The organism is Pseudomonas sp. BP11-1-1 (assembly GCF_052112105.1).
Lineage (GTDB): Bacteria > Pseudomonadota > Gammaproteobacteria > Pseudomonadales > Pseudomonadaceae > Aquipseudomonas > Aquipseudomonas alvandae.
This window is the reverse complement of sequence record NZ_JAUTYU010000005.1, coordinates 243037-258536: the sequence shown is the minus strand read 5'-3', so window position 1 is coordinate 258536 and position 15500 is coordinate 243037. Positions and strand designations below refer to the sequence as shown.

The 15500-nt window shown below is 62.4% G+C and carries 12 protein-coding genes; 7 read left to right on the top strand and 5 right to left on the bottom strand.

The genetic code is table 11. The features are described from left to right. Positions 1 to 6 precede the first annotated feature (6 nt). From Q7C33_RS13525 to Q7C33_RS13510, 4 genes are read left to right on the top strand one after another with little or no spacing between them, the layout of a single operon-like run. Positions 7 to 816 (top strand): ABC transporter permease, encoded by an 810-nt coding sequence (locus Q7C33_RS13525; protein WP_030142570.1) that lies wholly within the window; start codon positions 7 to 9, stop codon positions 814 to 816. 17 nt (positions 817 to 833) lie between these two features. Further along, a complete protein-coding gene (locus Q7C33_RS13520; protein WP_258650693.1) occupies positions 834 to 1985 on the top strand; it encodes an ABC transporter ATP-binding protein in 1152 nt (383 codons plus the stop codon). A 42-nt stretch (positions 1986 to 2027) separates the two neighbouring features. Beyond that, positions 2028 to 2513, top strand: coding sequence for a flavin reductase family protein (locus tag Q7C33_RS13515; RefSeq protein ID WP_217861788.1), 486 nt, complete (start codon positions 2028 to 2030; stop codon positions 2511 to 2513). Positions 2514 to 2547: 34 nt separating this feature from the next. Beyond that, positions 2548 to 3591 carry an LLM class flavin-dependent oxidoreductase gene (locus Q7C33_RS13510; RefSeq protein ID WP_407683539.1) on the top strand — a complete coding sequence of 348 codons (1044 nt, stop codon included), beginning with the start codon at positions 2548 to 2550 and terminating at the stop codon, positions 3589 to 3591. 230 nt (positions 3592 to 3821) lie between these two features. On the opposite strand, the gene Q7C33_RS13505 is transcribed toward Q7C33_RS13510, so the two are convergent. Then, complete coding sequence (locus tag Q7C33_RS13505) at positions 3822 to 5855, bottom strand: TonB-dependent siderophore receptor (protein ID WP_407683538.1); 2034 nt, start codon at positions 5853 to 5855, stop codon at positions 3822 to 3824. 367 nt (positions 5856 to 6222) lie between these two features. Between Q7C33_RS13505 and Q7C33_RS13500 the strand changes: the two genes are divergently transcribed. After that, complete coding sequence (locus tag Q7C33_RS13500) at positions 6223 to 8019, top strand: methyl-accepting chemotaxis protein (protein ID WP_030142575.1); 1797 nt, start codon at positions 6223 to 6225, stop codon at positions 8017 to 8019. A gap of 391 nt (positions 8020 to 8410) precedes the next feature. Here Q7C33_RS13500 and Q7C33_RS13495 read toward each other — a convergent pair whose 3' ends face one another. Both Q7C33_RS13495 and Q7C33_RS13490 read right to left on the bottom strand, forming a co-directional pair. Then, positions 8411 to 8608 carry a YbdD/YjiX family protein gene (locus Q7C33_RS13495; protein ID WP_003182142.1) on the bottom strand — a complete coding sequence of 66 codons (198 nt, stop codon included), beginning with the start codon at positions 8606 to 8608 and terminating at the stop codon, positions 8411 to 8413. Positions 8609 to 8623: 15 nt separating this feature from the next. Next, positions 8624 to 10684 (bottom strand): carbon starvation CstA family protein, encoded by a 2061-nt coding sequence (locus tag Q7C33_RS13490; protein WP_407683537.1) that lies wholly within the window; start codon positions 10682 to 10684, stop codon positions 8624 to 8626. 458 nt (positions 10685 to 11142) lie between these two features. Between Q7C33_RS13490 and Q7C33_RS13485 the strand changes: the two genes are divergently transcribed. Both Q7C33_RS13485 and Q7C33_RS13480 read left to right on the top strand, forming a co-directional pair. Next, positions 11143 to 12504: a cache domain-containing protein gene (locus Q7C33_RS13485; RefSeq protein ID WP_217861783.1), complete on the top strand. Its 1362-nt coding sequence runs from the start codon at positions 11143 to 11145 to the stop codon at positions 12502 to 12504. A gap of 31 nt (positions 12505 to 12535) precedes the next feature. After that, on the top strand, positions 12536 to 13168 hold the full coding sequence (locus tag Q7C33_RS13480) for a response regulator (RefSeq protein ID WP_217861782.1): 633 nt from the start codon (positions 12536 to 12538) through the stop codon (positions 13166 to 13168). 111 nt (positions 13169 to 13279) lie between these two features. Here the strand turns inward: Q7C33_RS13480 and Q7C33_RS13475 are convergent, their stop codons facing one another. Continuing rightward, positions 13280 to 14149, bottom strand: a complete 870-nt coding sequence (locus Q7C33_RS13475) for an SDR family oxidoreductase (RefSeq protein ID WP_407683536.1) — start codon at positions 14147 to 14149, stop codon at positions 13280 to 13282. A 56-nt stretch (positions 14150 to 14205) separates the two neighbouring features. Further along, positions 14206 to 15435: an arabinose transporter gene (locus tag Q7C33_RS13470; protein ID WP_030142580.1), complete on the bottom strand. Its 1230-nt coding sequence runs from the start codon at positions 15433 to 15435 to the stop codon at positions 14206 to 14208. Positions 15436 to 15500: the final 65 nt, after the last annotated feature.

The following is a 15500-nucleotide window of genomic DNA, read 5'->3' as shown; positions in this document are numbered from 1 at the left end:
GCCGCCATGCTCCTGACTCCCAATGCCATGAGCCGGCGCATGCGGTTCGGCCTCTATTTCACCACGGGCGTGATCGCATTGTTCCTGCTGTTGCCGATCGTGTTCATCGTGCTGCTGTCGTTCGGCTCCTCCCAGTGGCTGGTGTTCCCGCCACCGGGCTGGACGTTCAAATGGTACGGCCAGTTCTTTTCCAACCCGGACTGGATGAGCGCCGCGCTGACCAGCCTCAAGGTCGCGGTGCTGACCACCGTCTGCGCTGTCGCCCTCGGCCTGCCTACTGCGTTTGCCCTGGTGCGCGGGCGTTTCCCCGGCCGGGAAATGCTCTACGGCCTGTTCACCCTGCCGATGATCGTACCGCTGGTGATCATCGCGGTGGCGGTGTACGCGCTGTTCCTCAAGCTCGGCTACACCGGGACGATGTTTGCCTTCGTGGTCAGCCATGTGATCGTCGCGCTGCCGTTCACCATTATCTCGATCATCAACTCGCTCAAGCTGTTCGACCAATCCATCGAGGACGCGGCCGTGATCTGCGGTGCTTCGCGCCTGCAAGCGGTGTTCAAGGTGACGTTCCCGGCGATTCGCCCGGGCATGGTCGCCGGGGCGCTGTTCGCGTTCCTGGTGTCGTGGGACGAGGTGGTGCTGAGCGTGATGATGGCCAGCCCGACCCTGCAAACCCTGCCCGTAAAAATGTGGACCACCCTGCGCCAGGACCTGACGCCTGTGATCGCCGTCGCTTCGACGCTGCTGATCGGCCTCTCGGTGTTGGTGATGGTGATCGCCGCCGCCCTGCGCCGGCGCAATGAAATCAGCGCCTGAGCGCCTAGGAGAACACGATGAGTGCCGTCAAAGACCCCGCACAACAGAACAACAAGACCCTGGTCAGCCTGCGCAACCTGAACAAGCACTACGGCGACTTTGCTGCCGTGGACGATATTTCCCTGGAGATCCAGGACGGCGAATTCCTGACCTTCCTCGGCTCCAGCGGCTCGGGCAAGAGCACCACGCTGTCGATGCTGGCCGGGTTCGAAACACCCAGCAGTGGCGAGATCCTGGTGGGCGGCAAATCCCTGGTCAACGTGCCGCCGCACAAGCGCGACATCGGCATGGTGTTCCAGCGCTATTCGCTGTTCCCACACCTGTCGGTGCGCGACAACATCGCCTTTCCCCTGGCGATCCGCAAACTGGCGGCGGCTGAACGTGATCGCCGCGTCGATGCAATGCTCAAGCTGGTTCAGTTGGAACAGTTCGCCCATCGCCGTCCGTCGCAGCTGTCTGGCGGCCAGCAGCAACGCGTGGCGATTGCCCGGGCGCTGGTCTACGAGCCACGCATCCTGTTGATGGACGAACCCCTCGGCGCCCTGGATAAAAAGCTCCGCGAAGACTTGCAAGACGAGTTGCGCCAACTGCATCGGCGCCTGGGCATCACCATCGTCTACGTCACCCATGACCAGGAAGAAGCCATGCGCCTGTCCCAGCGCATCGCGATTTTCAGCCACGGCAAGATTGTCGGCCTGGGCAGCGGCTATGACCTCTACCAGAACCCGCCAAATGCCTTTGTCGCCTCGTTCCTGGGCAACTCCAACTTCCTCAAGCTCAAGGCCCAGGGCAATGCCGCGGCGACCTTCGAAGGCCAGTCGCTGTCGATCCGCCTGACCGCCGGCCTGCAAGCCGACCAGGACGTGTTGCTGATGGTGCGCCCGGAAAAAGCCTTGGCCTTGAGCGTCGAACAAGCCAGCCAGGACACCCTGCCGGCCGGCTGGAACGAAGTCGCGGCCAAGGTCGTGGAAGTGCTGTTCCTCGGCGAAAGCCAGACCTGCAGCGTAGTGACCTCCGGCGGCACCGCGATGACCGTCAAGGCGCTGTCCGCCGCCGGCATGCCGCTCAAGGCCGGCGACCCGGTGCGCGTGCGCTGGGCCACCGCCGATGCTTGCGTCTACACCCAATGGGCCGAGAGCGACCTGAACAAGGCCGCCGGCGCTCACTGAAGAACACTGGGTCATAACCGCCTGCGGGCGAGGATTGCGAAAATGATCGATGCCAACGTTTACAAACAAGTCATGGGCTCGTTCCCGTCCGGTGTGACGGTGATCACCACCCTCGACGATGACGGACAAATCGTCGGCCTGACCGCCAGCGCCTTCAGCTCGTTGTCGATGGAACCGGCCCTGGTGCTGTTCTGCCCAAACTACAGCTCCGATTCCTACCCGGTGCTGATCAAGAACAAGCGCTTCGCCATCCACCTGCTGTCCGGCGGCCAGCAGAACGAAGCCTATGCCTTCGCCCGCAAAGGCAAGGACAAGGCCCAGGGCATCGACTGGACCCTGAGCGAACGGGGCAACCCGCTGCTTGACAACGCCACCGCCATCATCGAGTGCGAACTGTGGCGCGAATACGAAGGCGGTGACCACGCCATCATGGTCGGCGCGGTGAAGAACCTGATCGTGCCGCAACACACACCGGGCCCCCTGGTTTATTGCCACGGCAAGATGGGCGCCCTGCCCGTCCTCGCCTGAACCGATCGTCAACAAGACAAGAAGAGAAAGCGCCATGAAATTTTCTTTGTTCGTACACATGGAGCGCTGGGACGAAAGCGTCAGCCATCGCCAGTTGTTCGAAGACCTGAGCGAGCTGACCCTGATGGCCGAGGCCGGTGGTTTCAGCACCGTGTGGATCGGCGAACACCACGCCATGGAATACACCATTTCGCCAAGCCCGATGCCACTGCTGGCGTACCTGGCCGGCAAGACCACCACCATCCACCTCGGCGCCGGCACCATCATCGCGCCGTTCTGGCACCCGCTGCGGGTGGCGGGCGAATGCGCGTTGCTGGACGTGATCAGCAACGGCCGCATGGAAGTCGGCCTGGCCCGGGGCGCCTACCAGGTGGAGTTCGACCGCATGGCCGGCGGCATGCCCGCCTCCTCCGGCGGCCAGGCCTTGCGGGAAATGGTCCCGGTGGTGCGTGCGCTGTGGCAGGGTGATTACGCCCACGACGGCGAGATCTGGAAATTCCCCACCTCCACCAGCGTGCCGAAGCCAATCCGCAAGCCCCATCCGCCGATGTGGATCGCCGCCCGCGACCCCGACTCCCATAACTTCGCCGTCGCCAACGGCTGCAACGTGATGGTCACGCCGTTGATGAAGGGCGACGAGGAAGTCCTCGACCTGAAGAACAAATTCCAGGCCGCCCTGGACAACAACCCTGACGTGCCGCGCCCGCAACTGATGGTACTGCGCCACACCCACGTACACGCCGTGGACGATCCCGAAGGTTGGAAAGTCGGTGCCCAGGCGATTTCCAAGTTCTACCGCACCTTCGATGCCTGGTTCGGCAACAAGCAGGTACCGGTCAACGGCTTCCTGGCGCCGAGCCCGGAAGAGAAGTTCGCCGAGCGTCCGGAATTCCAGCTGGAAAACATCCGCAAGCACACCATGATCGGCACCCCTCAGCAGATCATCGAGCGGATCAAGTATTACCAGGAACTGGGCGTGGACGAGTTCAGCTTCTGGTGCGACAACAGCCTGTCCCATGCCGAGAAGAAGAAGTCCCTGGAGCTGTTTATCCAGCAGGTCGTGCCGGCGTTTCGCTGACCCTGTGGGAACGGGCTTGCCCGCGATGGTGTCGAGTCAGTCAAATCATCGTTAACTGACACTCCGCTTTCGCGAGCAAGCTCACTCCCACAGGGGATCGGTGGCGTACCCAAATCTTGATACCCCCCCAAAATAACTGTGGGAGCGAGCTTGCTCGCGAAGGCGGCCTGAAGCCAGAAACAAAAATGCCCGGACATTGCTGTCCGGGCATTTTTATTGGAGCGCCGTGATCAGAACGTCACGCTGGCACTCAGCTTGGCGGTACGCGGCTCGCCGACGTTGACCATCAACTCGCTGCCCGTGGACGACGGGTAATACTGCTTGTCGAACAGGTTGTCGACGTTCAACTGCAACGACGTCTTGTGTCCGAACACTGGCGATTCCCAGCGCAGGAAAGCGTCGGCAACGGTGTAGCTGCTCATCCAGAAATCGTTCGCCGCGTTAGCCGCACGCTCGCCGACATAACGGGCACCGGCACCGGCGTGCCAGGCGCCGAATTCGGCCGGGACGTTCAGGTGGTGGCTCAGGTACAGGCTGGCGGTGTGCTTGGGGGCGTCGGGCAGGCGGTGACCTTCGTTCTTCGGGTCATCGAGAATTTCGGTGTGGGTGTAGGCGTAGGTGCCGATAAGGTCCCAGCGCTCGGCGAGGCGCCCGGTGATGTCCAACTCCAGGCCTTGGGAGCCGACTTTGCCCGCGGCCTCGGAGACATTATCAACGGTCGTGACCACGTTCTTTTTCACGATATCGAACAGCGCGAGGTTGATGTTCAAGCCCGGCAGCGGATCGTACTTGGCACCGATCTCGTAGCTGCGGCCCTCCTCTGGCTGGAAGGTACGACTATTCTTATCGACCACATCGTTAGGTTTGAATGACCGGCTGTAGTTGCCATACAGCGACAGTTCTTCCGTGGCTTTGTAGACCAGGCCGAGGAATGGGACGAAGGCGTCGCCATTATCGTCGCGAACTGGCTTGGCCGGGACGAGTCCCTGCGTCGTGTATTGATCGTAATGCTGATAACGACCGCCAAACACCAGGATCCAGCGATCGTCCAGGTGCCAGTTGTCCTTCAGATACACCGAACTGGAGGTCAGCTTGTTGCTCAGGTTGCTCTGGGTTGGGCTGATGACGCTGGGCTTATCCAGGCCACCGTACACCGGAGCCGCAGGATCGAAGCCTGCTTGGTTAGCGCCACGGTAAGTCTTGCCCCGAAACTGGTCTGAAACCTGGTTGTCGACGCCCACCAACAGATCATGACGCTGGCCGAACAATTCTTGATTGCCAATGAAGTCCCAACTGGCGTAGCGGGTTTCATCGTCATAATGCGCACCGTTGGCGGCGCGCTGCAGGACACCATTCGACAGGCGCGGCTGGGCAATCGAAAGACTGTACCGGTCATTGTTCCAACCATAAGTCACCCGCGTCTTCCACGCGTCCGTCAGCTCGTACTCGAACCGCGCAGTCGCCGTCTCACGAATACCGACGCTCTTGGCCCAAGGCTCGTCCAGGCGCTTGTCGTAATCGATATCGGCCGGATGCCCATTGGTGAACATCGTCCCCCGGTCAAACGGATTGGAATATTCGTTGTACTCATAACTCAGGTTCAACGAAGCCCGCTCACCGTTCCACGCCAGCGATGGCGCCACCAGCGTGCTCTCGTTGACGCCGTAGTTGCGCCAGTAATCCTCATGACCGCGCTCGGCGATCAGGCGATAGGCCAGGCCGGTGTCGCCCAAGGGGCCAGTGGTGTCCACGGCCATGGTGCCGCCGCCTTCGCTGTAGGCGGAACCGCTCAGCGTGGTGCTCTGGGTGTACTCGGGCTTCTTGCTGATGACGTTGACCAGTCCGCCGGGCTCCAGGGCGCCGTACAACATCGAGGCAGGGCCCTTGAGCACTTCGACCCGCTCGGTGGTGGCGCTGAAGTTGTGGCCCAGGTTGGAACGCACGCCGTCGCGCAGGATCGAGCCGTCATCGTTGGTGCCGAAGCCGCGCTTGACCAGCGAGTCCCGCGAGCCGCCCAGGGTGTTGCCCTGGCTGACACCGCTGACGAACTTCATCGCGTCTTCCAGCGAGCGCACCTGATAGTCCGCCAGCGTCTGCTGGGTCACCACATTGATCGATTGCGCCTCTTCCTTGATCGGTACATCGCTCTTGCTCGCCGTGCTGGCTTGCGATGCCGTGTAGCCTTCGTCCTGAATGATCCGGCCGCCTTGCACATCCGTAGTGGGCAGCTCGAGAGTGTCCTGTGCCCTCAAGGGACTTGCCATGAAACAGCAGGACAGCGCGGGTAAAACACATTTGACGAGGGCGTTGCGGTAAGCGAGAGGGGTGGAACGATTCAAGACGCTGCACTCAAGGAGGGGTTGTGAATGAGAGCGAATATACTTTGAGAATCATTCCCAGTAAATCTTTTGCATCAAATGATTATCGGCGTGATCCTTTGTGGGAGCGAGCTTGCTCGCGATGGCGGTAGATCGGTTTCATTGATGTGGAACGTGCCGCCGCTATCGCGAGCAAGCTCGCTCCCACAGGATTTATTGCCAAAGTGATATCAAATCGCCCCACTGCCCTAAAGCTTTGCCGTGAGCGGTCGAATGTATTCCATTAAGTGATTTTTTTCGCAGGAGCAGCGGCATGCAGACGTTAAAGGCCTTGTACGAGTCTATCGAGATGCAGTTTTTCGATACCCTCACCAAAAAGCTTTCAAGCCTTTTCCTGTTGGTCGCCGTCAGTGGGCTGTTGTATTGGGTGGCCCTCAGCGCCCGCGCCGATATCCTCCTGCAGCTGCGCGCGGCCCAGCTGGACGCGGCGCTGCTGGCGCAAATCGAAGGCCGGCTCGACAGCCTCACCCACGCCCTGCTCTTCGGTACGGTCCTGACGCTGGGCATGATCAGTTTCATGGTCTGGTATTTCCGCCACCTCATCGTGCGCCCCGTCACCGCCATGACCAAGGCCCTGGAAGAGATCGCCAATGGCGAGGGCGACCTGTCCAAGGACCTGCCGCTGGTCACCCACGATGAAATCCGCACGCTGGCCGCGACCTGCAACCGCTTCCTGGCCAAGCAGCGGGAGATCATCAGCAACGTCCAGGCGTTGACGGTGCACATTGCCGTCGAGTCGGCCCGCTCGCTAAAGAACATCAGCGACTCCAGCGACAGCGCGACCCACCAGGCGCGTTTCGCCAAGGAAGTGATGGAGCAGAGCAATACCGCCGTGGGCCGTATCGAAGAGGTGTCGCGCCAGACCCAAGGCATCTCCGGCACCACCGCGCAGAACCTGAGCATGGCCCGCGACTCCTACGCCGAGCTGCTGGAAGTGACCGGCAACATCAGCGAGATCTCCAGCAGCCTCGGCGAATTCGCCGGGCTGGTGGACGCCCTCAACCAGCGCTCCTCGAGCATCAAGTCGATCGTCGGCCTGATCCAGCAGATTTCCGCCCAGACCAACCTCTTGGCGCTCAACGCAGCCATCGAAGCCGCGCGTGCCGGGGAAAGTGGCCGGGGCTTTGCGGTGGTGGCCGATGAAGTGCGCACCCTGGCGCAGAACGTCAGCCGGGCCACCGACGACATCTCGCGCAACATCGACGCCATGCTCCAGGAAGTCAGCTCGACCCACGAGCAGACCACTCAGATCAGCCACAGCGCCCGGGAAACCCAGAAAGTCGTGGAGCGCGCGTCCGGTCATTTCGAAAGCATGATCGTCGACTTCGAATCCACCAACGGCAAGCTGGCCGACATTGCCGATCACATCCAGCAATTCGCCGACACCAACACCGGCATCAACGAACGCGTCACGCAGATCCACGCCGACAGCCAGTCGATCGACCAGCGCATGCAGCAATCGGCCACCGCCACCCGCGACCTGTCCGGCGTGGCCGAGAAGGTCCAGACGCTGCTGGGCCGCTTCGTGCTCGGCCACGGCAAGCTGGACGCCGCCATCACCCGCGCCAGCGAATGCCGCGACACGCTGCAGCTTCATTTGCAGGCGTTGCAGGACGAGGGCGTCAACCTGTTCGACCAGAATTACCAACTGATTCAGGGCACCGATCCCAAGCAGTACATGACCAGCTACACCGAGCGCTTTGCCCGGGTCTGTCAGGAAGAATGCGACAAGCTCACCCGCAGCACGCCGGGCGGCAAGGTCTCGTTCATTGTCGATACGAAGGGTTATTGCCCGGTCAACAACAGCTGGGTCTCCAAGCCACCGACCGGCGACCGCGCCGTCGACCTCCCGGTGTGCCGCAACAAGCGGATCTTCAACGACCCGATCGGCCTGCGCGCGGCGGGCAACGTCCAGCGCTTCCTGCTGCAGACCTACCTGCGCGACACCGGCGAAATCATGACCGAGATCGACGTGCCGTTCTTCTTCGGCGGTCGTCACTGGGGCAACCTGCGGGTAGGCTTCGATGCGGCGGTGTTGTTGGCCGATTGATCAACACCGGAATCAAGCCAGACAACGGCCCTGTGGCGACGGAGCTTGCTCCCTCACCACAAGGAATTTGTGGTGTACGCAAATCCTGAGGCCAACCCAAACCAACTGTGGGAGCGAGCCTGCTCGCGAAGGCGTCGGGTCAGCCGAATCATCGTTAACTGACACTCCGCTTTCGCGAGCAGGCTCGCTCCCACAGGGGAATCGGTGTGCACGCAAATCTCGAAACCACCCAAAAACAACTGTGGGAGCGGGCTTGCTCGCGATGGCGTCAGGTCAGCCGAATCATCGTTGACTGACACTCCGCTTTCGCGAGCAAGCTCGCTCCCACAGGGGAACGGTGGTGTACACAAATCTTGAGACCAGCCCAAAACAACTGTGGGATAGACTCAGTTCAACAGCACTTCGGCCCACCCTTGCCGCCGTAACGGGCCTCCTGGCGTTCGCGGAAGAACGCCTCGTAGTCCATCATCGGCTTGTCCGGGTGCTTGGTTTGCATGTGCTCGACGTAGTTGTCGTAGTCGGGCATGCCGACCATCAGGCGGGCGGCCTGACCGAGGTATTTACCGAGGCGACTCAAGTCATTGAACATCGTTGCAATCCCCTATCAAGCGTCCGGCACGGCCTGGAATGGCGCTTCTTTGTCCGTGCGTTCTTTCGTGCCCCAGGCGGCGATGCCGACCTTGAGCGCGTAGAACAGGATGCTGAAGACCACGAACAGGAACAACACCGTCAGCGTTGCGTTGGTGTAGGCGTTGAACACCACGTGCTGCATCTGCTCGATGCTCTTGGCCGGCGCCAGGACCTGGCCGGCGGCCAGGGCATCGTTGTATTTGCGCGCCAGGGCCAGGAAGCCGATCGCCGGGTTGGCGTCGAACAGCTTGATCAGGCCTGCGGTGGTGGTGCAGATCAGCAGCCAGGCCGCCGGCAGCAGCGTGACCCAGACGTAGCGCTGGCGCTTCATCTTGATCAGCACCACGGTGGCGAGCATCAGCGCGATACCGGCCAGCATCTGGTTGGAGATGCCGAACAGCGGCCACAAGGTGTTGATGCCGCCCAGCGGGTCGATCACGCCCTGGTACAGCAAGTAGCCCCACAGCGCGACGCAGCCGGCGGTGGCGATCAGGTTGGCGGGCCAGGATTCGGTGCGCTTGAGCGAAGGCACGAACGAGCCGAGCAGGTCCTGGAGCATGAAGCGCCCGGCACGGGTGCCGGCGTCCACCGCGGTGAGGATGAACAGCGCTTCGAACAGGATCGCGAAGTGGTACCAGAACGCCATGGTGTTTTCACCCGGTAGCACCGAGTGCAGGATCTGCGCGATCCCGACCGCCAGGGTCGGCGCACCGCCGGCACGGGCCAGCACGGTGGTTTCGCCGATGTCCTTGGCCACCGCTTGCAGCGCGTCGGGGGTGATTGCGAATCCCCAACTGCTGACGGTCTGGGCCACGGCCACCACGTCACCGCCGACGATCGCCGCCGGGCTGTTCATGGCGAAGTACACGCCCGGTTCGATCACCGAGGCAGCAACCATCGCCATGATGGCCACGAAGGATTCCATCAGCATGCCGCCGTAACCGATGTAGCGAGCGTTGGTTTCGTTATCCAGCAGCTTGGGCGTGGTGCCCGAGGAGATCAGCGCGTGGAAGCCCGAGACCGCGCCACAGGCGATGGTGATGAACAGGAACGGGAACAGGCCGCCCTTCCACACCGGCCCGGTGCCGTCGGTGAACTGGGTCAGCGCCGGCATTTTCAGCTCGGGCATGGTGACCAGGATGCCGATCGCCAGGGCGACGATGGTGCCGATCTTCAGGAAGGTCGACAGGTAGTCCCGTGGCGCGAGGATCAGCCACACCGGCAGCACCGCCGCGACAAAACCGTAGCCGATCAGCATCCAGGTGATCTGGATCCCGGTGAAGGTGAAGGCCTTGGCCCAGACCGGGTCGGCGGCGATTTGCCCGCCCAGCCAGATCGAACCCAGCAGCAACAGCACGCCGATGACCGAGATTTCACCGATGCGGCCCGGGCGGATGTAGCGCATGTAGACGCCCATGAACATCGCGATCGGGATGGTCGCCATGACCGTGAAAATGCCCCACGGGCTCTCGGCCAGGGCCTTGACCACGATCAGCGCCAGCACCGCGAGGATGATGATCATGATCAGGAAGCAGCCGAACAGCGCGATGGTGCCGGGAATGCGGCCCATTTCCTCGCGCACCATGTCGCCCAGGGAGCGCCCGTTGCGCCGGGTGGAGAGGAACAGGACCATGAAGTCCTGCACCGCACCGGCCAGCACCACGCCGGCGATCAGCCAGAGCGTGCCGGGCAGGTAGCCCATCTGCGCCGCCAGCACCGGCCCGACCAGCGGCCCCGCGCCGGCAATGGCCGCGAAGTGGTGGCCGAAAAGGATGTGTTTGTTGGTCGGGACGTAGTCCAGGCCATCGTTGTTGAGCACGGCAGGCGTGGCCCGGCGCGCATCGAGTTGCATCACGTTGTTGGCGATGAAGAGGCTGTAGTAGCGGTAGGCGACCAAGTAGATGGCGACTGCCGCGACGACGATCCAGAGGGCGTTGATCGGCTCTCCGCGGCGCAGGGCCACGACGCTCAGCGCACAGGCTCCCAGAACAGCCACGGCAAACCAGGCGAGGTGTTTAACCAGACGGGTTGTCATTGCGTGTCTCCTGCCGATATCCAGTGGATTGCGGCGATTGTTTTTATAGTGTGCCCCGGCTATTCGGAGCCGGCCCAATATCCCTGCATGCCGTCAATAAATAAATCCGTAGTACTACGTAGAACCCCGATTCCCTTGTGGGAGCGAGCCTGCTCGCGAAAGCGGAGTGTCAGTTAATGATGATCTGTCTGACCCACCGCCTTCGCGAGCAAGCTCGCTCCCACAGTTGTTTTGGGGTGGGCTCGGGATTTGCGGACTCGCTAAATCCCCCTGTGGGAGCGAGCCTGCTCGCGATGGCGGATCTTCAGCCAACACTTCATTGACTGAAACGCCGCTATCGCGAGCAAGCTCGCTCCCACAGTTTTGAGCCCCGTATCCGGTAGGATTGTTGAGCGCACACAGGTTTGGCATATGATGCCCGCCATCCACCTCCCCGCCGAGTCCGGACAGGAGTACAGATGCTGCTCAAACACAAGATCGTCGCCCTGGGGATCCTGCCGTTGGTCCTGGCGATTGCTGTCATCGGCGCCTTGGTCATCTCGCTCAACCGCCAACTGGGTGACCAGCAGGCGCAACTGATCGAAGACAGTATCCTGGCGAGCAAGCGCGCCGAGCTGAAGAACTACGTGGAAATGGCGCAAAGCCTGATCGCCCCGCTGTATGACGACGGCAAGGGCGACGCGCGGGCGCAGCAGCAAGTGCTGGAAGAGCTGCGCAAGCTCAGTTTTGGCATCAACGGTTATTTCTTCGTCTACGACCGTCAAGGCCGCAGCCTGATGCATGCCCGGCAGTCGGAACTGGTGGGGCAATACCTTTGGGACATGAAGGATCCCCACGGCCTGCCAGTCATCCAGGCGTTGATCAAGAGCGCCGAATCCGGCGAAGGCTTCCAGCGTTATGCCTGGAACAAACCCTCCTCCGGCCAGGTGACCGAAAAGTTGGCCTACGTCGTGATGCTGGATCGCTGGGGCTGGATGCTGGGCACCGGGATCTACCTGGAAGACGTCGAACGCGCCACCCAACAGGCCCGCGACGAAGTGGCCCAAGGCATCCACACCACCATGCAAGCCATCGCCGCCGTCGCCCTGATAGCGGTGCTGCTGGTGTTTGCCGGCGGCATCACCCTCAACGTCAGCGAACATCGCCTGGCTGACAAGAAACTGCAGCGCCTGAACCAGCGCATCGTCAGTCTTCAAGAGGAAGAACGCTCACGGGTGTCCCGCGAACTGCACGACGGCATCAGCCAGTTGCTGGTGTCGATCAAGTTCCAGTTCGAACTCGCCAGCCATGTCATCGAGAACGGCCAGGAAAATGGCCTGGGCATCCTGAAGAACGCCACGGACCGGCTGGGCGAAGCCATCGGCGAAATCCGTAGCATCTCCCATGATCTGCGGTCCTCACTGCTCGACACCCTGGGCCTGCCCGCCGCCATCGGCCAGCTCGCGGCTGAATTCGAGCAGCGCAGCGGCCTGGAAGTGTCTTACCGAAGCAACGAATTCGACTGTCGCCTGGAAAACGGCGCACCGGTCTCGCTGTTCCGCATCGCCCAGGAAGCGCTGACCAACATCGAGCGGCATGCCGGGGCGAAACGTGTCGCCATCACCCTGTTCGGCTCGGGCCAGTCCTTGCGCCTGACCGTGGTGGACGACGGCATGGGCTTCAACGTCCCGCAGGTCGAACGTGGCCATGCCGGCATCGGCCTGCGTAATATCCGCGAGCGAGTCGAGCATTTTGGCGGGCGGCTGGAGATGACATCGGTGCCGGGACGAAGCGAACTGGATATCCTGCTGCCCATGACCATGCCGGCCACGGAAAGCTGATGCGCGCCTACACCACCAAGAGCACCTGCCGATGAACCTGCCCCCCGCCATACGCGTCGCGTTGGTCGATGATCACGCCCTGGTCCGCGATGGCATCCGCGCCTTGCTGTCCGTCATGCCCCGGCTGGACGTGGTCGGCGAAGCGGAGAACGGCGTGCAGGCGATCGAAATGGTCGGGCGTTGCCAACCGGACTTGCTGCTGATGGACATCGGCCTCAAGGACATGAACGGCCTCGAGCTGACCCGGCAGTTGGGCAAGCAATACCCTGGCCTGAAGATCCTGATCCTGAGCATGTACGACAATCATGAATACGTCAGCGAATCCGTGCGCGCCGGTGCCAGCGGCTACGTCCTGAAGAATTCGCCGTCGAAGGAAATCATCGCCGCCATCGAGGCCATCATCGGCGGCGGCACTTTCTACAGCGCCGAGATTGCCCAGCGCCTGGCCACCGACCCGAGCACCGACAGCGAGCTGACGCCACGCGAGAGCCAGGTGCTGGCGAAGATGGTCCAGGGGCTCAACAACAAGGAAATGGCCCGCGAACTGGACATCAGCGTACGCACCGTCGAGACCCACCGCCTGAGCATCCGCCGCAAGCTCAACATCGACAAGCCTGCGGCCCTGGCGAAATACGCGATCGATCACGGGATCATTCCCCGCTGATCCCCCTGTGGCGAGGGAGCTTGCTCCCGCTCGCTCGCGTAGCGACCGTAAGATATTGGGGTCGCTGCGCAACCCAGCGGGAGCAAGCTCCCTCGCCACAGGTTATGCATTTCAATCGGCGCGGTAGTAATCCGGTAGCTCAAGATCATCCAACAACCCCGGCCCGCTCGGCATCCAATCCAACAAGCCACGGGTGTACTCGCTGGACACCGCCATGTTCGCGCTCGCCATGTGCGCGAACCAGCCGAAATGCTCGCGCTCGCGGGATTCGACCGGTACACCCAAGCCACGTCCTATTGCCTGGGCGATGTCCTTGAACGGCACCGCTTCGTCGGCCACGGCGTGGTAGACCGACTGAGTGACGCCCTGCTCCAGCGCCAGCCGATAGACCCGTGCCGCATCCAGCCGATGCACGCCCGACCAGCAATGGTTGCCGTCGCCGGGGTAAGCCGATACGCCCTTCTCCCGGGCCAGGCGAATCAGGATCGGTACGAACCCGTGGTCGCCGGCCCCATGGACCGAGGGCGCCAGCCGGACTGTTGCCACCCGCACGCCGCGCTCGGCCAGGTCCCTCGCCGTGGCTTCCGACTTGCGGGGCGAGGCCGGGCTGACCACTTCCAGCTCGCTGGCGCCCCGGGTCAATCCGAACAAGCCCGAGGTCACCAATAAAGGCCGCTCGGAGCCTTGCAACGCGCCGCCCAATGCCAGGATCGCGCGGCGGTCTTGCTCGGCATTTTCGGCAAATCGTGAAAAATCATGATTGAACGCGGTGTGGACCACCGCATCCGCCGCCGAGGCTGCGTTGTGCAGAACATCCAAGTCATCCAACGTTCCTCGAACCACCTTTGCGCCGGTGGCGGCCAGCGCGGCAGCCTTTTCCTGGCAACGGGCCAGGCCGCTGACCTGATGCCCGGCGCCGAGCAGATCTCGCACCACGGCCGATCCAACCCAGCCCGTGGCACCGGTAACGAATACATGCATGAGCAACGCTCCTGTCTGAAAAAGCGATCGAAAGTCTTCTATAACCTGAACAAGGCTCAGGATTTGTATTGAACTTGTATTTCCCGGCTTCCGAGCAGCATCAAGGCCACCCCGAACGATAAGGCGACGGCAACGGCAGCGCCCAGGTAAACCGCTTCGATGCCCCAACCACTGGCCAACACACCGGCCAGCGGGCTGGTGATACCCAGGGAAATATCCAGGAATGCAACATAGGCGCCCATGGCCAGGCCGCGTGACTGCGGCGGAGCACGCCGCACCGCTTCGACACCGAAACCGGGGAATGCCAGGGAATAACCGAAGCCGGTAAACGCCGCGCCGACATAGGCGACGAATGCCGTATCGGCGTCCCAGATCAGCAACAGCCCCACGGCCTCGATCACCACGCAGACCAGCGCGACACGGGCACCGCCGATCCTGTCCGGGAGATGCCCGAACAGCAGCCGCGCACCGATGAATGCCAGGCCAAACGCCGTGAACGCCAAGGAAGCGTTGCCCCAATCCCTGGCCGCGAACAACAGGGCAATGAACGCTGTGACAACACCGAAGCCGACGCTGCAAAACGCCAGGCCCATGCCGGGCACCCACACGGCGCCGAGCATCGTGTAGAACGGTGTCCGCCGGGTCGCCGTGGGGGCAACGGCGCGGACACTGGCGACAACCGCCAAGGCCAGCAGCGGGATGAACATCGACGCCACAACGATGCCCATGAATCCCCAGCCCAAATTGAGCGCCACGCCAAGCGGAGCGCCCAATGCATAGGCGCCATACATGGCGATGCCATTCCAGGCCATGACCTTGCCAGCGTGCTGCGGCCCCACCAGGCCGATGCCCCACCCCAACGCGCCGGTGACCACAAGGCTTTCGCCAACCGCCAGCAACACGCGGCCCACCAACAACAGCCAGACCGACAACACCGGCGTGGCCACGAATGCCAGGGACAGCAGGTACACCAGCGCGGAAACCGCCGCCGTCACCAGCCCGGCCATGACCGCGCGCTTGCCGCCGCGCATGTCGGCAAAATTGCCGGCCCAGGCCCGCGACAACAGCGCCGCGGCGAACTGCGCACCGACCACCAGGCCAATCACCAATGTGCCCATCCCCAGCGTGTCGTGCACGTGAAGCGGCAAGACCGGCAATTGCAGGCCGATGGTGAGAAAACCGATGAACACGGTCAACGTGAGCGGCAACAGCCTGAGCACCGGATTGGCCTCGACGGTTGCCTGAGGCGCCTGAGCGGCGCCGTGATGAAGAGTTTCTTGAGTCATAAACCTTACCTGCGGAAAGGGACGCGATGCGAAGTTGAACGCTGCTCCTGCAGCCGACTAGAATG